Annotated in this window: 17 protein-coding genes; 8 read left to right on the top strand and 9 right to left on the bottom strand. The window is 28.6% G+C overall.

From position 1 onward, the window contains the following. Window positions 1–64: 64 nt before the first annotated feature. Together gyrA and trmB are read right to left on the bottom strand one after the other, a co-directional pair. Window positions 65–2,806, bottom strand: coding sequence for a DNA gyrase subunit A (gyrA, locus tag ACT1UH_RS03065; RefSeq protein ID WP_444704946.1), 2,742 nt, complete (start codon window positions 2,804–2,806; stop codon window positions 65–67). 95 nt (window positions 2,807–2,901) lie between these two features. Continuing rightward, entirely contained in the window at window positions 2,902–3,507 is a 606-nt protein-coding gene (gene trmB, locus ACT1UH_RS03060; RefSeq protein ID WP_444704945.1) for a tRNA (guanosine(46)-N7)-methyltransferase TrmB, read from the bottom strand. A 139-nt stretch (window positions 3,508–3,646) separates the two neighbouring features. On the opposite strand from trmB, the gene ACT1UH_RS03055 reads away from it, so the two are divergent. Continuing rightward, on the top strand, window positions 3,647–4,261 hold the full coding sequence (locus ACT1UH_RS03055) for a DUF402 domain-containing protein (RefSeq protein ID WP_438340542.1): 615 nt from the start codon (window positions 3,647–3,649) through the stop codon (window positions 4,259–4,261). A gap of 52 nt (window positions 4,262–4,313) precedes the next feature. Here the strand turns inward: ACT1UH_RS03055 and ACT1UH_RS03050 are convergent, their stop codons facing one another. The 5 genes from ACT1UH_RS03050 to ACT1UH_RS03030 all read right to left on the bottom strand — a co-directional run bounded on the left by ACT1UH_RS03050 (window position 4,314) and on the right by ACT1UH_RS03030 (window position 11,853). Continuing rightward, entirely contained in the window at window positions 4,314–5,591 is a 1,278-nt protein-coding gene (locus tag ACT1UH_RS03050) for a hypothetical protein (protein ID WP_444704944.1), read from the bottom strand. A 204-nt stretch (window positions 5,592–5,795) separates the two neighbouring features. Then, window positions 5,796–7,991 (bottom strand): ATP-dependent zinc metalloprotease FtsH, encoded by a 2,196-nt coding sequence (gene ftsH / locus ACT1UH_RS03045; RefSeq protein WP_444704943.1) that lies wholly within the window; start codon window positions 7,989–7,991, stop codon window positions 5,796–5,798. A 59-nt stretch (window positions 7,992–8,050) separates the two neighbouring features. Beyond that, window positions 8,051–8,992: a tRNA lysidine(34) synthetase TilS gene (tilS, locus tag ACT1UH_RS03040; protein WP_444704942.1), complete on the bottom strand. Its 942-nt coding sequence runs from the start codon at window positions 8,990–8,992 to the stop codon at window positions 8,051–8,053. Then, the gene (gene pth, locus ACT1UH_RS03035; RefSeq protein ID WP_444704941.1) at window positions 8,982–9,536 is read right to left on the bottom strand and encodes an aminoacyl-tRNA hydrolase; all 555 of its coding nucleotides are present in this window, start codon (window positions 9,534–9,536) and stop codon (window positions 8,982–8,984) included. The genes tilS and pth overlap by 11 nt, the downstream gene beginning before the upstream one ends. Window positions 9,537–9,576: 40 nt before the next feature. After that, window positions 9,577–11,853: an ATP-dependent DNA helicase gene (locus ACT1UH_RS03030; RefSeq protein WP_444704940.1), complete on the bottom strand. Its 2,277-nt coding sequence runs from the start codon at window positions 11,851–11,853 to the stop codon at window positions 9,577–9,579. A 131-nt stretch (window positions 11,854–11,984) separates the two neighbouring features. On the opposite strand from ACT1UH_RS03030, the gene serS reads away from it, so the two are divergent. Both serS and ACT1UH_RS03020 read left to right on the top strand, forming a co-directional pair. Next, on the top strand, window positions 11,985–13,250 hold the full coding sequence (gene serS, locus ACT1UH_RS03025; RefSeq protein ID WP_444704939.1) for a serine--tRNA ligase: 1,266 nt from the start codon (window positions 11,985–11,987) through the stop codon (window positions 13,248–13,250). Window positions 13,251–13,337: 87 nt separating this feature from the next. After that, on the top strand, window positions 13,338–13,928 hold the full coding sequence (locus tag ACT1UH_RS03020) for a hypothetical protein (RefSeq protein WP_444704938.1): 591 nt from the start codon (window positions 13,338–13,340) through the stop codon (window positions 13,926–13,928). A gap of 69 nt (window positions 13,929–13,997) precedes the next feature. On the opposite strand, the gene pyk is transcribed toward ACT1UH_RS03020, so the two are convergent. Next, on the bottom strand, window positions 13,998–15,419 hold the full coding sequence (gene pyk, locus ACT1UH_RS03015) for a pyruvate kinase (RefSeq protein ID WP_438340534.1): 1,422 nt from the start codon (window positions 15,417–15,419) through the stop codon (window positions 13,998–14,000). Between the two features lie 951 nt (window positions 15,420–16,370). Between pyk and ACT1UH_RS03010 the strand changes: the two genes are divergently transcribed. The 5 genes from ACT1UH_RS03010 to ACT1UH_RS02990 all read left to right on the top strand — a co-directional run bounded on the left by ACT1UH_RS03010 (window position 16,371) and on the right by ACT1UH_RS02990 (window position 21,671). Then, window positions 16,371–17,834: a DUF1846 domain-containing protein gene (locus ACT1UH_RS03010; protein ID WP_444704937.1), complete on the top strand. Its 1,464-nt coding sequence runs from the start codon at window positions 16,371–16,373 to the stop codon at window positions 17,832–17,834. A gap of 9 nt (window positions 17,835–17,843) precedes the next feature. Then, on the top strand, window positions 17,844–19,028 hold the full coding sequence (locus ACT1UH_RS03005; RefSeq protein ID WP_444704936.1) for a phosphopentomutase: 1,185 nt from the start codon (window positions 17,844–17,846) through the stop codon (window positions 19,026–19,028). Window positions 19,029–19,097: 69 nt separating this feature from the next. Beyond that, window positions 19,098–20,531 carry a proline--tRNA ligase gene (gene proS / locus ACT1UH_RS03000; RefSeq protein ID WP_444704935.1) on the top strand — a complete coding sequence of 478 codons (1,434 nt, stop codon included), beginning with the start codon at window positions 19,098–19,100 and terminating at the stop codon, window positions 20,529–20,531. Between the two features lie 17 nt (window positions 20,532–20,548). Beyond that, entirely contained in the window at window positions 20,549–20,851 is a 303-nt protein-coding gene (locus ACT1UH_RS02995) for a thioredoxin family protein (RefSeq protein WP_444704934.1), read from the top strand. A gap of 7 nt (window positions 20,852–20,858) precedes the next feature. Continuing rightward, window positions 20,859–21,671, top strand: coding sequence for an HAD family hydrolase (locus ACT1UH_RS02990; protein WP_444704933.1), 813 nt, complete (start codon window positions 20,859–20,861; stop codon window positions 21,669–21,671). Between the two features lie 116 nt (window positions 21,672–21,787). On the opposite strand, the gene ACT1UH_RS02985 is transcribed toward ACT1UH_RS02990, so the two are convergent. After that, the gene (locus ACT1UH_RS02985) at window positions 21,788–23,482 is read right to left on the bottom strand and encodes a hypothetical protein (RefSeq protein ID WP_444704932.1); all 1,695 of its coding nucleotides are present in this window, start codon (window positions 23,480–23,482) and stop codon (window positions 21,788–21,790) included. Window positions 23,483–24,071: the final 589 nt, after the last annotated feature.

The following is a 24,071-nucleotide window of genomic DNA, read 5'->3' as shown; positions in this document are numbered from 1 at the left end:
CATCTAATATTTTATAATATTTTGACTAACTAATTTAATATTATATTTTTTATTTAAACAATTTTTATTCATTATTATTGGTCTTTTCTTCATTTTGAATATCAAGATCAACATCACTGGTAATATCTTTTAATTCAGTATCAGTCAATTGACGTGTTTCATTTTCCTCGCCTGTTTCGTTAATTACTTTTGCCACTGCAACAATAGAAGAATTTCTCTTCTTTAGATCGATTAATTTAACTCCTTTTGCATTTCTTCCAGTAATACTTACGGCTTTTAGTGAAAATCTAATTGTAACACCCTCGTCGGTTATAACAATTATATCCTCAGTTCCTTTTACAGTTGCTGAATAAGCAAGTTCGCCAGCTTTTCCTTCATTTAAAGCTAAAACACCCTTTGAATTTCTTTTTGTTTTTCTAAATGAATCAACAAGGCTTAATTTTCCATATCCACTTGCACCAAGGCTAAAAATATAATTTCCCTCGCTCGAGGTCGAAGCAGAAACTACCTTTTCATTTTCTCCTAATTTTATTCCCACAACACCAGCTGCTAATCTACCTTTTGAATTAATATCAGCCACCTCAAAACGTGATAATTTTGAATTATTGGCTGCTATAAAGATATCCTCATTATCAGCCGCAACTAGTGCCTCGACAAGACTATCTCCATCCCGCAATCCAAATGCTAGTTTTCCATTTCGATTAATTAATTTATATAATGATAAATGTGATTTTTTAATAATTCCCTTCTTAGTTACAGTTACTAAGAATTTATTTTTATCATAGTCGCTATCATCAACACTTAATATTTTTATAACACGTTCATCACTACTTAAAGCACCAATGATATTAATAATTGGTGTACCTTTTGATTGCTTAGTCCCCACTGGGATTTCATATCCTCTTACACGATAAACCTTAGCTCCAGTAGTAAATATCAATAAATCAGTATGTGTATTAGCTACCAGAATGTCTTGAATATCATCGTCTTGATAGGTTTTAGCAGTTGAAACACCAACGCCACCGCGGTTTTGTTCTTTGTACTCATCTAAATCTAAACGTTTTAAATAGCCATTTGTAGTAACAGTAATGACAACGTCCTTTCTAGGAATCAAATCCTCATTATTAATATCAGAGGCTTCATCTCAATTAATTTGTGTTTTACGGCTATCTCCATATGCTTCTTTGATTTCGTTTAACTCTTTTATTATTAGATCAATTAAAGCATTTTTATCGCCCAATATTCTTTGATATTCGCCAATTCTTTCGTGAACTAATGCCAGCTCTTCATTCATCTTAGTAATAGCTAGTCCAGTTAATCTGCCGAGTCTCATATCAACAATGGCCTTGGTTTGAATTTCGCTTAAATTAAACTTATTACTTAATTCTGTTTGTGCTTCTACATCAGTTTTTGATTTCTTTATAATTTCAATTACACGGTCGATATTTTCAACGCAAATTTTAAGGCCTTCCAAAATATGAGCTCTTGCTAAATCTTTTTCTAAATCAAACTGCAATCTTCTTGTAAGAACATTAATTTGGTGTTTTAAATATACTTCTAAAGCAGTTTTTAAATTAAGTTTTTGCGGTTCATTATTAACTAGAGCTACCATATTAAATGAAAATCTAGTTTGAAATTCTGTTAATTTAAATAATTTATTCAAAATAACTTCTGGGACATATGCCTTCCTAATTTCGATTACAATTCTTATACCATCACGGTTTGACTCATCACGAAAATCGGAAATTCCTTCAATTTTTTTATCCTTAATTAAATGATTTATACTTTCAATTAAGCTTGCTTTATTTTTACCGTATGGAATTTCTGTAATAATAATTTTAGATTTGCCGTTACTCAATTCCTGAATAGTTGCCTTTGAACGTATAGTAACACGGCCAACTCCTGTTTCATAGGCACGTATTAAACCTTCTTTGTCAAAAATTATCCCCCCAGTTGGAAAATCTGGCCCTTGAATATATTCCATTAATTCACTTATTGTAATATCAGGGTTTTTTGCCAATGCACAAACACCATCGATAACCTCATTTAAATTATGAGGTGGGATACTTGTTGCCATACCAACAGCAATACCATATGAACCGGAAACTAATAAATTAGGAAATCTAGAAGGCAATACCACTGGTTCTTTTTCTGTCCCATCATAGTTATCAATAAAATCAACAGTATTCTTCTTAATACCATCAACCATAGCGCCTGCAATCCTTGACATCCTTGCTTCTGTATAACGCATAGCAGCAGCAGAATCGCCATCAATAGAACCGAAATTACCATGGCCATCAATTAAAGGATATCTCAAAGAAAAATCTTGAGCCATTCTAACCATTGCTTCATAAACTGAACTATCACCATGAGGGTGATATTTACCCAACACATCCCCAACAATACGAGCAGATTTTTTATGTTGCACATTATGAAACATCCCTAATTCGCTCATACCATATAATATTCTACGATGAACTGGCTTTAGTCCATCCCTTGCATCAGGTAAAGCCCTTGCAACAATAACACTCATTGCATATTCAAGAAACGAACTCTTCATAACCGTTGCAAGATCAGCTGGTCTTAGTCCGTTTACTTCACTATCTAGAATTTGACTTTGGACAACATAGCTTTCATTATTTTGGGGAATATATTCCTCTTCATCATCTATTGTTTCTTTTGGCTCGTCATCAAAAACTCTTTTAATTTCATCGCTAACTGCATAAAAATCATCTATTGTTTCCTCTTTGCTTTTTTCCTGGCTCACTTTTAGTTCATCTAGTTTTTTTTCTTCATCATTAAGCATATTTACTCCTATAATATATTACAAAGTAATATATTAATTATATCAAAAAAGACATAAAAATTAAAGGCATAAAAAAAACCATAAACTTTTATGGTTTAAAATTTAAAAGCAATAAAATAAATTTTTTTGCCTTCATTTCTGAATTTTTCTTCATAATCAGTCAATTTATTTTCAATTTGATAATTACAATTATGTAAATCCGACGTATGATAAATTATATCAGCGTTAAATTCCTTTAATTGTTCCAATGCAAATTCATATAACCCTTTATTATCAGTCTTAAAATAAACTTTGCCTTCCTTATCAAGAACAGATTTATATTGTTCTAAAAAGGTTTTATAAACTAGTCTCCTCTTAAAATGCCTTTTTTTAGGCCATGGATCAGAAAAAGTTAGCCAAATTGTTTTTACCTTATCGGCAATAATTTCATTAAGTTTAGCAGCATCGCCCACAATTATCTTCATATTTTTTAAAGACTTTTGTTCAATCTTCTTGAGCGCCGATAATGCTGGGGTCGAGTATTTCTCTATACCTATATATTCATTTTCCGGATGACATAGTGCTAATTCTGAAAGCATCTTACCCTTTCCCATACCAATCTCAACAACGGCATCCTTTTTAGGTGTATAAGGGAATTGGTTAATATAAAATTCGCTATTTTCGAGAGTGCTTAATGCGTTTTTATTATGTCTTAATCTCATAGATAAAATTGTATAAAACCTTCTTGCATATTTTTTAAAAAAGATGGTTTTTAGTAACTTTTGTTTATAATTTTTATGATAACTAACTAAGTAAAATTAGTTTCTTATACATATATTAATTATTTAAAAATGAGGATACATGAGCTCTAATAATGAGATTAAGAGTTTTCATGATTTAGCAAAACAAGAAAATATATCAAAATTAGAATCAAGAAAACCTAAGAAACTATATCAAATGGGTCAGCTAGTTTCTGTTCAAGCTTTTAAGTACGATGGCACATTATATCGACAATATGAAGGGTGTAAAATCATAGCTAATCTTGATGATTTTGTTGTTGTTTTATTAATGAAAACAAAAGTGCAAGAATCAAATATCAACTGGCTAGTTTCAAAACCTATTTTGTTTTTCTTTGCCAAAAATAAATTTTATAATGCTTCGATAACTCTTAATGATGATAGACCAAACAATATTTATGTTAATTTAGCTAGTCCTTTTTTTATTGAGGATAATATCATTAAATACATTGACTTTGACCTTGATATTAAATGTTACAACGATGATGAGTTTAATGTTATTGACTGAATTGACTTTAAAGAATCGATAACCAAGTTAAATTATCCTTTAAAATTGATTTATCGCATCTATAATGAACTTGATTTTTTAGAAGAACAAAGTAGATTAAAAAGGGGTATTTTTTCTAAAAAACTTATTAATGATATTAAAAAACAATTAATAAATTCCGGCGATATTTAGAATATTTAAGACTAATAAAAATAGAGGAGTTTCCCTCTATTTTCTTTTTATTTTAAGCAATTTCTATTTCGGAAGAAACAACTTCATTGCCAATAATAGGAGCACCATTTTTAACAAATTCAGCACCTTTATATTTAATTATTAAAGTAAATTTATTGTCTTTTTCATTAACTTCATAATCAAGTTTGCTACTGATTTTTGTTTTATTTTTACTAATGTATGTTGGATTAGAAGGGTTTGCAAGTTGATAGTTCTTTCCGTCTTTATTTCATTCAATATCGCTTGATAATAAAACCTGGTCCGATTCAGTCAAATCTTTTCAATTAGGGTGTTGATTTTTTTGGGTCCAAACAATGGCATGCGAGGTATATGAATATCATAGATCAATATTTTTTTGTTTTAAATCTTCTTTTAAGGAACCTTTTTTAGAATATTTATCATTTAGTTTAAACTTACCTTGTGTAGTTTTAATAAAGGCATCAACATCGCTAATTTTTTCATTAGTTTTTGGTACCTTAATTGAAAATTCTAATTTAGAAGTATTAGAAATATCGGAAATTATGTGATTTCCATCTTTACTGTATGATGCACTTTTATATTCAACAATTACTTCAAAATCAACAGTCTTATTTTTTCCATCAGAATCATCTTTCTCACTCTTTTTGACTATTTTATAGTTAAGCTGCGATTGCAATTCTATTGAATTTCTTTTCTTATTTTCATAGGTTGATTTTTCGGAATTAACAAGTTGTGTATCTTCTAATAAACTAGTATTTTTTATTGTAAATATTACATCAACCCTTTTTTTCCAATTAGGATTCTTACCTTGTTGTGTTACAACTATATTTTTATCTTTTCTGCCATATCATAATCAAACTTCTTTATTTAATAATTTAGCACCATATTTAGTTTTATTTTCTTCACTAACCTCAAAGATATCTTTTAATTTCTTAATTACTTGATTTTCTTTTTTTGTTTCATCAATAGGAGCACTTGGATCATCGCCTGGTTTGTCATCTGGTTTAGGTGTTGGTTGTTGTTTGTTTTTTAATTTAATCTCATTAATTTCATTAATAAATGCATCCTTTATTCGTTTAATTTCTGCATCTGACTTCGCTTGAGCTAATAATTTTCTTGTCTTTGTAACACTTTGCGCTAATAAAACTTTTGTTTCAGCAGTTAAACTTTTATCCTCTTTGATAGTTTTATTAACATTTTCAATTTCTTTTTCTAATAATTGTTTTTCAGAATTAGAACATGAAACTGCTAAAACAGGAACAATTCCGATACTTGTTAAGGGCAATAATATTTTTAATAAACTCTTCTTCATAATCTTTTCTTCCTTTGCGTGTTTAATTTACATTATCTATACAGTAATTTATAATTAACTAAATTATAATATATAACAATTGCATAAACAAATTAAAGCTAAAAAAGACACTTAATATAACGCATATGACAAATTATTAAATTAAAATCCCAAAAGACACCATGTTATTGTCTATTGGGATTTTAAATAAAAAGTTATTCAATTTTAATTATTATCATCATTTTCATCATTACCAGACAAATTATCATCCAATGGAACATCATGTTTTGCAAGTTCCTTTGCTAAGTCGTTTTTATATTTATCCTCAGTTATTTTTTTAGCTCCTGAAACTTCATTAAATAAATTATTAAAATCAACTTCTGAATAATCTACTTTTAATTGTTCTTTTGTTTTGCTTAGCCCTTCTGGTAATTTCATATTTTCAGCAATATATTCAATTTCCTCAGCAACGATTGTTTCTTTAATAATAAGAGCATCTTTAATTAACTCTAATAAATCGCGATTCTCTGAAATAATTTTATGTGCTTCGCGTTCTGCTGTAAGAATAATTTTGCGAATTTGTTCATCAATTTCTTGGCCGACCTTGTTTGAAAAGGAAGCGTTTTTCATATAATCACGCCCTAAAAATGGATTTGATGTATCTTCCTCATACTTAATAGGTCCTAAATCAGATAAACCTCATTCAGTAACCATTCTACGTGCAATAGATGTTGCCTTAGCAATATCATCACTAGCACCAGTTGACACATTTTCCTTTCCATAAATAATTGCCTCGGCGACACGGCCACCCATAAATGAAGTAATAATAGCAATTAACTCTGATTTTGAACGATTGTATTTTTCTTCCTCAGGCATCATTAAATTATATCCACCTGCCTGACCACGAGGGATAATGGTAATCTTTTGTACCTTATTGCCGCCTTTCATTTTAATTCCAACAACGGCATGTCCCGCTTCATGATACGCAACTGCTATATTTTCTTTTTCAGAAATTGTTCTTGATTTCTTAGCAGGACCCGACATAACTCTATCAATAGCTTCATCAATTTGTTCTAAAGTAATAAATAGAGTTCTTTCTCTAACGCTCAATAATGAAGCCTCATTAATTACATTTTCGAGTTGGGCACCCGAAAATCCAGGAGTTCTTCTAGCCAATTGTGAGAAACTAATTTTAGGATCAACTCTTTTTCCTCTCGCATGTAATATTAGGATTTGTTCTCTTTCTTTAATATCAGGAAGTCCGACAGTAATAGTTCTATCAAAACGACCAGGTCTTAATAAGGCAGGATCAAGAACATCGGTTCTGTTAGTTGCTGCCATAATTAAAATTCCACTATTTTCCTTAATGCCGTCCATTTCTACTAGCAATTGGTTAAGAGTTTGTTCTCTCTCATCATTTCCGCCACCAATTCCAGCGCCCCGCGATCTACCTACAGCATCCAATTCATCGATAAATATAATTGCAGGTGCATGTTTTCTTGCTTCTTCAAACATATCTCTAACACGTTTGGCCCCAAGACCAACAAACATTTCCACAAAATTTGAAGCAGAAATAAAGAAGAAAGGCACATTAGCTTCCCCTGCTGTAGCTTTTGCAATTAAGGTTTTACCAGTTCCTGGAGGGCCTCCAAGTAAAATACCTTTAGGGATTCTGGCACCCGCAGCATCATATTTATTAGGATTTTTTAAATAATCAACTAATTCTTTAACTTCTTCCTTAACTTCCTCATTTCCTGCTATATCTGAGAATTTTTTATTTGAATATACTCTTTGTGCTAATGATTTATTACCTATACCAAAATCACCGCCCAATCCTCTTCTTGACATTGATTTTAAGCTAAATACAATAGCAATAATAATAATTCCAAAGAAGATTACATTAATTGCTGGACTTATGTATTTTTCGAAGATGCCAGCCTGTGGAATTGGTGCTGAACTAAATGAGCCAGAAATACCACCACTTGTTGAAGTTATGGCACTAAGAGCTTCATAATATGTTTTAGTATTTGTTCATGAAATTAATGAAGATGGTAATTCCCTTTCTAATAATCCACTTAAGTTAATCGTAAATGAATAAGATGAAAAGGGATAAAATTTTCGACCAAGCAAAAATTGCAATTCATTCTGGGTCCCATTAACTGTAATATTTAAAGTATCAGAATAAGTATTTTCTAATCATTGCGAAACATAAAGACCATCAGTTTGACTTTTTGCTGTTTCTCTTACGACTTTTTCTAAAAAACCTAGATTCTCGTATTTGATTGAAGCAGCACGAATTTGATCAACTGCAATTAAAACAAGAACTATAAAGGCAACAATAGCAATAAAAATCCCAACTATTCCAAATAATCCAATTTTTTTCTTTTCTTTCGGTTGTGGAGAGTTATTTTTATTTCCCATATAAAACTCCTTTCTATAGTAATTTAATATAATTTATTAGCAAAATTATAAAATAAAAATTAATTTTTACAAATTTTTAGAGACGCTTGCTTCTTATAGATAATTACTTCATCATTAATTTTAAAACCTTTAAAATTTTTTTGAGACATAATAAACTTTTTAAATGAATTTAATTTATTTAATGATATTTTAATATCCTTAACATTAGCGTGCAAATATTCAAATAAAATTTCATTAATATAACAATGATCAAAGTTTAGAATTTTATAATTGTAATTAGATTCCCTAAACTTTTTAAATTCATTATTTACAAGATTTTGTTTTTTCTCTAATTCCTTGTTCAAGAATTTTAATTTTAGAAATAATTCATCTTTTTGTAAGGAAAAACATTTTTTTAGACCAATTCTAATTTTATTTCTAGTATATATAGGCAAATTATTTGTATAATCAATAGCATATGGTATCGCAAATTGATTACAGAATGCTAAAATTTCATCTTTATATCACAAATTAATCATCGGTCTAAAAATATTCATGTTATTAATTTTATTTAATGGCATTATTCCATATTGTTTTGGGTGTCTAAAAGTTTGCTTCTGAAATAAGAATGTTTCAAGACAATCATCCTTGTGATGCGCAAGAACTAAATAATTAGCCTTATATTTATCATAAATTTTTTTATAAAATGTATATCTTTGATCACGTGCTATTTTTTGAAAATTACCAACATGATCATTTGATTTTTCTATTGAAAAAATTTCGCATACAATGTTATTTTTATAGCAAAAATCTCGAACTATTTTTTCATCTTTTCACGAGTCCTCACGCTTATTATAATTAACACAAGCAACAATAATTTTTTGATTTTTCATAAGATTGAGCAGTCACATTGAATCAGGTCCACCACTAATGCCAAGGATAAAGGTTTCATCCAATGAAACAAGGTTATTAATAAATTCATTAAAAAATTTTTGTCTTAATTCAATTAACTTATTTTCCATAAATTTTACCTGAATAGTTATTCATAACATAACGAATATCATTACTAATAAATTGAATTAAGGCATCAGATGCTGCATCAATAACTTTTTCAATTACCAATGAATCACTATAACTAAATTTTCCTAAAACAAAGTTAATAGCGTTTTCCTTTCTACCGATCCCCACTTTTAAACGTTTAAAATCTTGGGTGCCTAGATGGTTTATAATGCTCTTAATGCCATTATGGCCTCCCGAAGAGCCTGATTGTCTAATAGTAACTTTGCCAAGTTCGGTATCCATATCATCATAAACGACAATGATATCGTCGATCATTATTTCAAAATAATCGCAAATTGCTTTAATAAATTCGCCACTATTATTCATATATGTCAAGGGTTTAGCTAAAATTATTTCACTATCCTTATAAAAAATTCCATTAAACTTTTTTTCCTTTAGGGGACATTCTAATTTCTCGGCAAGTTTGTCAATAACCATAAAACCTACATTATGTCTCGTTCTCTCGTACTCAACACCTGGGTTTCCCAATCCAACAATTAATTTCATAATTTCTCCTTAATAATTAAAAATTAAAACAAAATATTTGTTATTTATGATTTTTCATTCATAGATATTGAATATTAGTAATTCTTTTGGAATCATCATCATTTGCAATACCAAATTCTAGCGCACTTTTTTCGCCTATAATAACACTATATTGCTTTGCTCTTGTTATTGCTGTATATATTAATTTTTTACTTAATAATTTTTTGGCTTCTGAGAATAAAATTACAATTACGGCCTTGCACTCACTACCTTGATATTTGTGAACACTTGTACAATAGGCTGAATAGGTATTTTCAAAGAAATAGGATCTTGGTAAGGTAACCACTTTGTCATCACTATCAAATTCAATGGAAATGTGTGATAAAATAGGTTCCTTTTTTGTTGTTGATTTAGCATATATAAATTTCGAAATATAACCTATTTCACCATTAAAAACCTTTAATTTAGAATCATTAACTAGGTTGATAATTTTATCATTAATTGCTAATGTTCTTTCACGATATTTAGCGACTTCAGGTTTTTCTTTATTTCTAAAATAACTAATAAGAGCCTCATTAACTTCATCAATACCAGTTTCATAACGATATATTGGGCTAAGAATAGCTATGTCTTTTTTTGTATAGCCTTGAGCTAATAATTCTTCAATCTTTTTAATTAATTTATTTTTAAGTTCAATGCGATTTGTTGGATAAAATTCAGAATTTTTTGATTCAAAATCCGGAAATACCCCTTCATTTATTTTTAAAGCATCTTTAACAATATCAAAGTTTCCAGATTGACGATATATATTAGTTAAAATAATAGTTTTAAAAATATTATTCTCAATAAAATCTTTAATTAAGTAGCCACTGCCAATGGCCGGCAATTGATCCTTGTCGCCAACTAAGATAATTTTAGCTAATGTATATTTTGATATACCTTTTAAAAGATTATAAAATAAATCCAATGACACCATTGAAAACTCATCAATAATTAAAATACTAATATCAGAGGTTGAATCTTCATTAGTAAAAAATCTGTTACTTTCTTGATCTCAACGCAAAAAACTATGAATTGTTTGGGCCTTCATATTTTCTTGCTTTATATTAATATTAATTGTTGCTCGACCAGTCGGAGTTAAAATTGCTATATCGTTATGATCATATTTTTTAGCTAATTGGTCAATAATTTCATTAGTTATTAATGTTTTGCCAGTCCCAGGATTGCCAGTAATTAATACTAAATTCTCAGTTAAAGCCGATCTAATAGCTGTGACTTGTTGTGCATCAAAAATCGATGGAATATTTAAAATATTAGGCTCTTCGTAATTTGATTTCTTTAATATATATGAAAGACGCTTTACAACATATTCTTCTTTATAGATTGTATCGCGAGTAGTATAGTACTCACCATCAATGTATTTTAAAGAAATAAGCAATCTTTTTTCTAATAATTGGGCAACTGTCTCATCAAAATGTTTCTTAATACTATTAAAAATTTCATTATTAAAAATATTACATAGGGTTTTATAAAATTTGTCTACTTTAATTCGCGTATTACCAGAATTAAAAAAATATTCTTCCACAAATGCATATAAATAAGTTGCGTTTTTTTGAACTAGCGATGTAGGATTAAATTCAATTGCAATCTTATCAATATCAGATATCTTAATATTTTCATATTCTTCAAGGTCAAAATAAAAATCGTATAAATTATCAAAATACTCATCTAAAAAACTTTTAAGGCTACTAAATTTCTTTAAAATTAACCTGCTTGTTGCCTTTGAAACATTAATCTTAAAAAGGTGCGATATATCAATTAAATATTGAAAGTTATTTTTTATTATTTCCACAAGTCTTTTTCAATCTTCCGCAGTAATACCAAATGTTTGGCCATAAAGCTTTTTATCGTCATAAATTTTTTGAAAAACATCTTCTCCTAAATCTCTTATCAATGTATTAAACTTAACATTTTTTAATTCATTAAATAGCTCTAATTTAAAAACTTGACTTAAATATTCATTTTTTTCCTCAATTAGAAGCTCAGACGTAACTTTTTTAAAAGGGATTTGGGAATCGATCAAATAACTATCATTATATTTTGAAAGGTTATTTTTAATTACGCTTATTTCATATTTTTTTTCGTGAATTTCAATTTTTAATTCGTCAAATAAATGATCATAAAAAGTTATGGTTATTGAATTATAGGAATTTAAGATTATTGGATTTTTTTTATCATTTTCTAAAACTTTAAAAGCCACAATTGCTGTACGCTGATCTCTTGATCTCCATAACACTTTTTCAAATGTTCCAGTTACTATAAAATTCTGTTTAAGCATATCTTTTTAATTGTAGCACAATCATACTTTTTTATGACCTATTTAAGGATATGCAAATTAAAGTTAATAACAACCATACTTTATTAAAAAAGTATAAAATTATTGATAGTTTAATTCAGGGAGTTTAAAATATGATTGATCTAAAATATCTTTTAAAAAATAAGGAAGAAGTAATTAAAAAACTTGCTAACAGAAATTTTGACCATTTAGCACTTGATAAAATTTATGAACTTGGTGACAAAAGAAATTCATTGATTCATAATTTAGAAGGTCTTCAGGCCAAAAGAAATAAACTAAGCGAAGAAATAGGAATCAAAAAAAGAAATAACCAAGATTATAACTTGCTAATGCTAGAAGTAAATGAAGCCAAAAAACAAATTGAATCAATCGAATCTGAAACAAATCAAATTGTCAAAGAAGTAAATGAGTTATTATTACAAATACCTAATATCCCGTATGATGACGTGCCAATAGGTTTAAGCGATGAGGATAATGTTTGCATTGGCGAATATGCTAACCTTGGACGTGGATTAGTTAAAAATGTCTTGCCGCATTATGAAATCGCAACTAAGCTTGATATTGTGGATTTCCAAAGAGCCGTTAAACTTTCAAAATCACGCTTTGCACTTTATAAAAACGATGGGGCTAGATTAATTAGGGCGCTTGAAAATTTCATGTTAGATACACATATAAAAAATGGATATAAAGAAATTATGCCCATGCACCTAGTTAATTCAAATATGCTTTATGGCACAGGACAACTCCCAAAATTTGGCGAAGATCTTTTTAAGGTCGAAAATAGTGACTTATGACTGATACCAACTGCCGAGGTTCCAGTCACCAATTTGCATTACGATGAAATATTAAATCTTGAAAATCCTATCAAATATGTCGCATATACTAAATGCTTTAGATCTGAAGCTGGGAGTGGTGGAAAAGATACAAAAGGTTTAATTAGACAACACGAATTTCACAAAGTTGAACTAGTTAAATTTGTTAAACAAGAAGACGGTTTATTGGAATGACAAAAAACGGTCAATGATGCAAAAAGCATTTTAGAATTACTAGAAATACCTTTTAGAGAGCTTATATTATCAACAGGTGATACGGGATTTGGGTCAGCCAAAACAATTGACCTTGAGCTGTGAATTCCTTCTGAGCAGAGATATCGCGAAACTAGTTCAATTTCAATTTATAAGGATTTTCAAGCAATTAGAGCAAAAATTAGATATAGAACTAAAGAGGGAAAAACTAAATATGCATACACAATAAATGGTTCTGGTTTGGCCATTGATAGAGTTGTTGCTGCTATCTTAGAAAATTATCAAAATGAAGACGGTTCAATAACTGTTCCAAAAGTTTTAGTTCCATATATGAATAAAGAAATAATAAGATAAATAACGTTTAATATTTTAAACAACTAAATGTTATTAAGAAATCAAATTATAAATTCTTTATTATCCTAAAAATGGGGAAGAATAAATATGCAACCAGAGAAAAACGAAAATATTCAAAATGAAAATGTGTTATATGAGGAATCAAAAAATTTGTTAAAAAAACTTAATGAGCCGTTAAATTCCTATGAAGATTTCACTAAAATTTTCTCGATTGAGGAAATAAGTAAGAAACAACATGATGATTTTTGCAAACTATATGACGGGGAAGAAGAATATAACCAAGAATGAGGCCACACATTTTTCTGTTATTACTACTATCTTAGTAAACATAAAATTATTGACTCAATAAAAAGAGATTTCTTCCTAACAAAGTCAGAATCAGAAGAAAAATTATATAGTTTAACTACCTTAGAAATTCTTGACAAATTGCCAAATATGATTCTTTTTTTGGATAGAAAAATTCTTGCTAATAAATATATTTGGCTAGACACCAAAATAGGTGAAATTCTATACTCAATGTATGGTGAAACAACATTTGGTTTTTTAGATAAATATTTTGAAACAAATGAAAGAATTACATTTAACCCTTTTTCATACATCATAAATCAAGAAATTTCTAAGCAACTAAAAAAGTTGAGAAGTACATATAAACTCGACAAAAAAATATTATCTAAATAAATAAATTAAAATTGTTTAAATTAAAACCGCATGCCTAACGCTGCGGTTTTTTATTAATAAAAATAACTTTTAGAACTCATGTGAAGTAATATTTAAACTATCCACAACAATAAATTTATCACCTTTTTTAGCACCATATTCCTCTAAAACTTGACGTCCAGCATCGTGATTATATTTTATTAAAGATCTTACAGCTTCTGAATGCTTTTCACAAAATACGCCCGCAGTTACTCCATAACTCCATACAAGTTTGTCGTCACTTACAACACCAATAATATGAGCATTAGGACGATACTTAGCTACCTCTTTTAATAATTTACCACTATGTGATAAAACAATAGCAAACTTATAATCGCCAGGTTGCAATATTGATGCTACTTCATAAGCAATTAGCATTCTTGAATTTTGATCATTAGCAACCTTTTGAATTTGTTTCTCATAGAATAATTCAGTAAAATATTCTTTTTCAGCTCTCTTCGCTATTTTGGCCATTGTTTTAACAGCTTCAACTGGATATTTTCCAGATGCCGATTCACCAGAAAGCATAGTTGCATCAGCACCTAATTCAACAGCGTAATAAACATCAGTAACTTCTGCTCTTGTTGGTAAAGGATTGTTTTCCATTGAGTCAAGCATTTGTGTTGCAACGATAACATTCTTTCCTTGAATTCTTGCTGCACGAATAATTTTCTTTTCTCAATATGGAACGTCATAATAAGGTATTTCTAAACCTAAATCACCTCTAGCAATCATAATTCCATCAGATGCTCTAATTATTTCGTCAATATTGTTAATTGCCATTTGAGATTCAATTTTTGAAATTATTTGAATATGTTGTCCGTTATGCTCATCAAGAATTTTTCTTATTTGATTAACCTGTGCTGCATTATTAACAAATGATGCTGCTATATAGTCAACTTTATATTGAGTTCCTCAAATAATATCATTAATATCTTTTTCTGATAAAAATGGTAAAGAGAAATTAACGCCCGGAATATTAACTCTTTTATTTGTTTTTAATTTATGAGAATTTATAGTTTCAACAATAACTTCATTAGGTTTTACTTCTTTAACAATAGTTACCAATTTACCATCATCAATCAATACCTTATTACCTTCATTAACATCTAGGTCCATACGATACGAAACGGTAATAGTATTCTCATCTCCAATTAAATTTTCATACGATTTTTTATCTGTTCTAATAGTTAATTTATGTTTAGCAGGAATTAAGCAAACGCCATCTTGCATCTTACCAATTCTGATTTCTGGCCCCTTTGTATCCAACATCAATGAAATTGGTCTATCTATTTCTTTTGATATTTGTCTAGCAATGTCAAACTTTCTTTTATGATCGTCAATTGTACCATGTGAAAAATTTGCTCTAATGGTTGTAACACCAGCTTCAATTAAAGCTTTCATTGTTTCATAACTTTCACTTGAAGGTCCGACTGTAGCGACTATCTTAGTTCTTAGTTCATTAAATTTCATGTTATGCCTTTCGAAATTTTTTATATAATAAAATTTTACTCTTTATTTAAAACTTGTTTTTTTAAATAATGATAAAAATACTAAAATTACTTTCCTTTAATGATTTTTTAATTTTACATTAGTTAAGATTTGACTGCAATAATAAATTAGCAAGATAAAAAATTATTTTTCTACTAATTTTAAGGGGCAAAATATATAAGGTAGATAAAAATCTACACAAAGATAGGGGCAAACAAATAAGATTCAATTATTAACTTTTTAAAACACCAAAAACTTATATGCTAAAATCAATTTTGTCTCTATATCTAAAGAATCTTTCTTTGCCAAAAACATATTTTTACAATAAAAATTGCACTAAAAAAACAATATATTTTAATTTTATAAATACAACTATAGTTTGAAAAAATATTTAAAAAACGAAATTTAAAAAATTAGTAATAACATATTAGGTTCTTTTTTACTTTATATTATTTAAAAATTAAAATAAATAAATCTATCTTTAAGAAGCATCAAAAAATTTTTTGCACTATATATAGTAACGTCTATCATTTGATCTTAGTAGTTTTACTGATGATGTAGCATTCTTTAAAAGTTTATTTACTACCTAAAAATCAAAAATGTATGAGGATTTATAGTCTTGGCGCCTTTGATAATGCAATTAAAAATAAGCATTCAACACGGTTAATTGCAAAATGAAAATCGTTTTTATATGACATAGTTCAATGTAAAGAAGCAATTTAATTGTCAAAATTCCTCTTTATTAATTTTTTGTAATCATAATTTTTAAAAACTCATCTAAACTTTAAAACTAATTATCATTATTTAGTTTATGAAGCGCTGCGTTGTTATTCCTTTTAAAAGATGACTATTTGTAATTTCTTAATATCATAATATTAAATTGTTATAAAATTATTTAAGAATTAAAATAAATTTATATTTTAGGAAAAATTTATGGAAATTGGTTTTGATAATAACAAATATATTAATCTTCAATCTGATGAAATTAGGAAGAGAATTGATAAGTTTGGCAATAAATTATATGTTGAATTTGGTGGAAAACTATTCAATGACTTTCATGCCACAAGAGTTTTGCCAGGATTCAAACATGATGCAAAATTACAAATGCTGTTAAAACTTAAAGACGAAGTTGAAATAATGTTAGTAATTGCTGCCCAGGATATAAAAAACAGAAAAATAAGGTCTGACATTAATATTACATATGAAGAGGATATTTTTAGAATTATTAATAAATTTAAAAAATATGACCTTGAGGTTAAAAATGTTGTAATAACACAATATGAAGATTCTATTCAAATCAAGTCCTTTATTCATAGGCTAACTAAACGAAGGATTAATGTTGTTAAGCAATATCATATAAAAAACTATCCCCACGACATTGAACATATTGTATCTGAAAGCGGTTTTGGCAAAAATGATTACGCTATTACTAAAAAAAGAATCATTGTCGTAACGGCGCCAGGACCGGGATCTGGAAAATTAAGTGCAATACTTTCACAACTATATCACGACAATAAGAATAATATAAAATCTGGCTATGCTAAGTTTGAAACTTTTCCCATTTGAAATCTACAAGTAAATCATCCTACCAACCTAGCATATGAAGCGGCTACAGTTGATTTAAATGATATAAATATGGTCGACTCATTTCATTGGAACGCATATAAAATCAAAGCGACAAATTACAATCGAGATCTTGAAGCATTTCCAATATTAAATAATTTGTTAACAAAAATATACAATACATCACTGTACAAATCGCCAACGGATATGGGTGTTAATATGGCAGGATTTTGTATTACCAACGATCAAGCAGTTACCATAGCCTCTCAAAAAGAAATAATATGTAGGTATTATCAAACCAAAGTAAATTACCAACAAGATAAATGTCCAAAAGTCTATCTAAATAGATTAAATAAAATAATCAAAAATAACAATATTGACCCTAATATTATAGGATCAATAAAATTTGCAAATGAATACACCAACAAAAATAATTTAGTTTGCTCAGCTATTGAAATAAATTCTGGTCATGTTTTGTTAGGGAAAGAATCTAAGTTATTAAATTCTAATAGTGCTGTAGTTCTAAATGCCTTAAAGTACTTTGCAAAAATTGATTCAACAATTGACGTTCTAAATCCTGATGTCATAGAATTAGTTAAGGATTTAAAACAAAACTTACATTACAATCATCTATCACTTGATGTTAAAGAAACGCTTATGGCCCTTTCAATTAGTGCGCTAACATCTAAAATAGCTAAAAAAGCATATGATCAAATTAATAAACTTGCTGGTTTATATTTACATAGGACCACAATATCAAGCGAATCTGATAAAGAAATTTTAAAAAGTATGGATATATATTTAACCGAACAAGTTGAAGTAATAAAACATTAAGGAGAAATTATGAAATTTAATCGTATATTTTTTATTGTAACAGATGGTTTAGGAATTGGGCCTGAGCCTCGTCAAGAAGAATTTGGTGACAAAGGGGCAAATAGCTTATTGCATGCCTCTGAAGCCTTACCACTAGAAATTCCAACATGAAAATCATTAGGTGTTACCGAAGTAGCCAAAATTGCAGGACATAATCAAAAAGTAAAAAAACCGCTTGCATATGTTGCAAAAATACATGAGATATCAAATGGTAAAGATACTCTAACCGGGCACTGAGAAATGATGGGAATTTATACAGAAGTTCCAAACCCTCAATTTACTCAAAAAGGCTTCCCTGATGATTTGGTAGCTGAACTATCAAAAGCATTTGATGGAAGAAAAATTATTGGTAATAGAAACGCTTCTGGTACAGTTATTTTAGCTGAACTTGGTCATCAACATATGGAAAAAGGAGATATGATTATTTATACTTCTCCTGACTCGACTTTGCAAATTATTGGTGATGAAAAAACATTAGGTGTTGAAAAACTTACCGAATATGCAAAAAGAGCAAGAAAAATTTGTTCCTCAAAACCAGAATGGAATGTAGCAAGAGTTATATCGAGACCCTTCGTTTATGAAAACGGAAAATTTACAAGAACATTCAACAGACACGACTTTGCAAACAAACCAACAGGGCACATTATTCTTGAGGACTTACAAAAAAAGGGTATTGAGGTTATTGCAATCGGAAAAATTAACGACATTTTTAGTGGTGTTGGTATTGATAAAGTGTACGGCCCTGCTTCTGATGATGAAAATATGGACATTGCTATCAATATCGCTGCATCTTCATCAAAGAATCAATTTATATTTGTGAACTTAGTCCAATTTGATAGCCACTATGGGCACCGAGAAGATCCAATTGGATATAGTCAAAATGTTTCAAGATTAGATATTAAACTAGCAAAACTAATTAATGCTATGAAAAAAGATGACTTATTAATTATGACTTCTGATCATGGCAATGACCCAACCTTTGGACCAGACCATACTAGAGAAGCTCTACCTTTAACAGTTTATTCAAAATCATTCATGCATCCGAAAGTTTTAGGGTCACTAAGAGGATTAGGAACAGCTGGTAATATTGTTGCTAGAAACTTTGATATTCCTACTGTAGCAACCGGCGATGATATTTTTGATGATTTAATATAACGGCCTATCTGGCTGTTTTTATTTATAAATAAAAATATAAAAACAAAAAAAACTATAAAATTATAAATTGTGAAAAAACTAGAAAAAATTACAACTCAAAAAGAGAATTTTGCAAAGTGATATACCGATGTCATACAAAATGGCGACTTAATGGCTTATGGCTCTTCGAAAGGTTCGATTATATTCAAACCATTATCATTTGGAATTTGAGATAATATTCGCCTTATCCTTGACAAAAAATTTAAGACCTTGGGTGTTCAAAATGTCAATCTACCTCTTTTGATTCCGGAAAGTTTATTAGCGAAGGAAAAAAATCATATTGCAGGTTTCAATCCAGAATTAGCAACAATCACTGAAGTTGGTGGAAAAAAACTTAATGAAAAATTCTATATAAGACCAACAAGTGAAGTTTTATTCGGCGATTTTTTTAAAAACGAGGTTGAATCATACAATGATTTACCTTTAATTTACAATCAATGAGTCAATGTCCTTAGATGGGAAAAAACAACAAATCCTTTTTTGAGAACAAGAGAATTTTTATGACAGGAAGGTCATACACTACACTCTAATTCACAAGAAGCACAGGAATTAACTAAGAAAATGTTGGATGTATACACCAACTTTATTGAAGAATATCTAGCAATACCTGTTGTTAAGGGGCAAAAAACCGAGCATGAAAAATTTGCCGGCGCCAATTATACTTTTACTGTTGAAGCAATGATGAAAGATGGAAAAGCATTGCAAGCTGGAACAAGTCATTATTTGGGCCAAAATTTCACAAAAGCATTTGATATCACATTCAAAAATAAGGAAAACAAACTCGAAAATGCTTATGGAACATCATGAGGTGTTTCGACAAGATTGCTAGGCGCGTTAATAATGACTCATGGCGATGATAGAGGAATTATTATTCCACCTAAAATTGCTCAAATAAAAGTCGACATTCTTGAATTATTTGCCTCGAAAGATCCGAGAGTGGCACATGTTGCTGAACAAATTCATGAAAAACTAAATGAATTAAATATAGAATCAAAAATAGATAAAACTAATAAAAGTGCAGGGTATAAGGCTGCCAATTCCGAAATTCATGGTACACCTTTAAGAATTGAAATAGGTCCTCGAGATCTAAACGAAAATAAGGTTACACTTGTCAGAAGAGATACACTCGAAAAGATTAGTGTCTTTATTGATGAGGCAATAAATAAAACTCAAATGTTATTGACTGATATACAAAATAACCTATTAAGTGAAGCAAAAAAGAGATTAACTAACAATATAAGAGTAGCCTCAAACTATACAGAATTCAAGAAACTGATTGAAGATGGGTATTGAGTTATAACTAAATTTAATGGCAACGGCGATGATGAAGATAAAATCAAGGAAGAAACCGGAGCTTCAACACGTTGCATACCTTTTAATGTCAATATATTGCCAGAGTATGAAAATTGTTTCTATACAAACAAAAAAACTGATAAAGTTGTTATTTTTGCTAGAGCATACTAAATGAACGGAGATTAAATATGTACAAGAAATTACTACAAAACGAATTAAACGACGATCACTTGACAGGCAAAGCGGTTTTGGCTTTTAGAGCGGTTTGATGTCCACCATGCCAAATGATAGGCCCAGAAATCCAACGTTTAGGCACAGAAAATGAAGGAATTAATGTTTTTGACTTTGATATTGATCAAAATCGTGATTTTGCACGTGAAATGAACGTATCAAGCATACCTTCATTGTTCTTCTATGTTGATGGAAAATTAATTAATACTTCACAAGGATATATGCCTGCTGAAGAATTAATTAAAAAATTTAACAACTAAATAAAATATGATTAATTTTAAACCAAAAGCCTATTTTACAGACTTAGATGGTACATTATTAGATTTACCTAAAACAAAAGAAGGACTAAGCAAAGAAAATTTTGAAATAGTTAAAAGCAAAAACGACTCGGGAATACCTTTCATCATTGCCACTGGACGTTACGCATCAGATTTTGTTCTTAATTTAGCTAAACAAACAAATTCGCCATATGTAATATGTCAAAATGGTGGTTTGATTGTTGATTCAAATGGTGAAACCATATTAAAAAACGAAATTCAAAAAGACACTGTAATGTCTATTGTTGAAATTCTAAAAGAAAAAAAATTATTTTTCATTTTCAATAGTGGTAACACAATCTACGGTACATCCTCTAAACTAAAGTTATTCAGACCTTGAATTAAAAATTTAATTCAAAAAACTTATGATGATATTCCTCATATTACTAATGCCACAAAAATCATTACCTTTGGCGGAAGCAGAAAATATATAAGAATGTTAGCAGAAGAATTAGCCAAGAAATTCAGAAACCTTTCACTTCATATTGTTTCAAAGGGTTATGCGATTGAAATTAATGACATAAACGCAGGAAAAGGAAAAGCAATAGATTATGTCTGCAGACTTCTTGATATTAATCCAATTGAAACTGTACATTTTGGAGACTCGGGTAATGACACTTCAACAATCCCTTATGTAGGGGCATTTATCGCTATGAATAATGCGTTAAAAAACATTAAAATTCAAGCCAAATGAGTAGCTGGCTCTTATAAAAAATCTGGGGTTGCTAAGGCTGTAAAAAAGATCGAAGGTAATAATAACTAATTTTATATTTATTAATAAAAACAAAAATAAGGCACAACCTTTTTTAATGGGTTGTACCTTATTTTTTTGATTGTTTCTAGCAAACTAATACAATGGTAATATTAAATCCCATAATTTTAAGCAATATTTTTAATAAAATCCTCAAAATCTAAATTGTAATGATTTGTTAAATCTAGAATTTTATCTTCAAAATAAATTTCAAGACTGTTTTGTGATTCAAGAAGGGATTTATCTGTATCGATATCTTTTATAAATGTTTGAAGATAATAATTTGTTATTTCTTTTGTTTTAGTTTCAATATTTAAATCTTTAAATGCATTAGACAAATCATTTTTAAAATTATTCACTAATTCATCAATTTTTCCAAGCAAATCAATTCTAGTTTTTACGGTTTGATAATTAGCATCAGTCGAAAGGAATTTATCTAATAAAATATTAACAACATCATGATATGAATTTATTTCGATTGGATATAATAAAAACTTTTCATAATATTCTTTACCAAGGCTACCCTTTTGAACCTTGTTCTTATAAACGTCTATTAATTTATTGGCAGATAATAAAAAGTCAATCAATTGTTTATTAAATGTTTCTCTTTTTTGCCATCACAAATCATGTAAATCATAAAATTTTTGCAATTTAGGCATATCAATATTTAAATTATCATCATATAAACCATATCTTTGTATTCTTAACTCTAGTTGTAAATCTGAAAACGCTTTTTCTAGTTCGCCAAAAAACATTGTTTGAGATGTATAAGGTTTTTGATATTTTTCTTCGATATTTTCTTGAGAAGTTAAAGGATTAGTAAAGTCATCAATAGAATTACTTCTATTAAAATGGGTATATAAAAGTGTTAAAAATCTTTTTAATAAAGGTGTATCAAGATTTTTAACTAATTGTCTATTAATAATAAATTTTTCATAATTTCAATAAAGCCCTTTGTCGTTATAATCCTTTTCTAGAACTTTTTTTAATTTATCATTAAAAACAAAAACATTTTTAAGTTCGTTAGGATAAAGTGGGGATGGGTCATATGGATTATAATAATGCTGGCTGATTTGTTGTCTGACACCTTGCTCATATCTTTCTATAAATGCTTCGGTATTATAATAATGTCTCAATCCCGCTTTTTTAACTTCTTCAACATCTTTTAGATAAATTGGCAGTATTTTATTCTTAAAAATATTATTTAAGTATTCTGCCTTATAATAGCCGTCTGAGATTTTGAATTTTTCATCATTAAATTCTTGATTATCATTAAGAAACTTGCTAAATCTATAGTCACTTTGGTAGTAATCTTTATATTTTTCTTTAAAGTAATTATATTGTTCATTAAGTTCCTTAACATCGTAATTAAGAGCAAAAAATTTTAAGGTTGGTTTATCCTCGCCTTTGTACTTATATTTTAGTAGAATGTATAATTCAGCACTAGGATCATTAATAATATATTTTTCGTCTGTTAATTGTTTAATGAAATTTTTATCAACAACCTTGATCTCGTTATATTCTAACTCATCCTTATTTGTTATTTTTAAAACCTTAGTATTATCTTTTAAATCTTTAAATAATTCTGGTTGAAATGGAACTTCTTCTTTTAAAACCACACTATTTTGTCTATCCATTGAAGGTTTAGTTTCTTTCGCTGGTAGCACAGTTTCTTTCTTTATTTGATAGGATTGACCTATCCTAATTCCACCTAGCAAAGCGCCAACAACAACACCCGTTCCAAAAATAAGCGGAAGTGCAATAGCTAATGCTTTCCTTTTTCTATTTTTTCTTTCTTCTTGTGAAACATTTCCATCTTGCATATATATTCTCCTTTTCATTTTTATTAGCAATTTATATTAATATTTGATATTCGAAAATAAAATAACGCTTATTTTTTAAACGAATCTACAAACTTATTCTTTTATTTACTAATGGATTTTTCTATCTAGTTTTCACCGATAGATATGCGAAAATTTTAAATTATTTTTTATGCTTTTTGAAAAAAAAAAAAAAATAGCGAAAATATAAAAAATAAAATTTTCAAACCTTAAAACTATGCTTTTAAACTTTTTTTAAAATTTAATTCTTGTTTTTTGCATTTTTATAATTTTTCTCTTGTGTAAAATTCTTTTGGATTTTTAAAAAATTCGATTTTTTTCATAATTAATTCCTTTTAATAACAAAAATCTAGACATTAATTTGTCTAGATTTTTAAACTGTATACATCAATATAGGTTTATTTTTTATAAAAAAATTAATATCAAAGTTATTGCAAAAAACATTTTTGCCAAAAAACCATTTAAAGCAGCAAAAATTATAATGTCTTATTTTAAAAATCCACATTCATACTACACATCATTATTTTCTTCTATATTTTTTGCACTAGCATTTTTTTATATCAATATTTCT

Origin of the sequence: Mycoplasma sp. 332 (assembly GCF_052378275.1) — a bacterium.
Lineage (GTDB): Bacteria > Bacillota_I > Bacilli_A > Mycoplasmatales > Metamycoplasmataceae > Metamycoplasma.
Note: the sequence above shows the minus strand (reverse complement) of the source record. Positions and strands in the feature narration are given on the sequence as shown.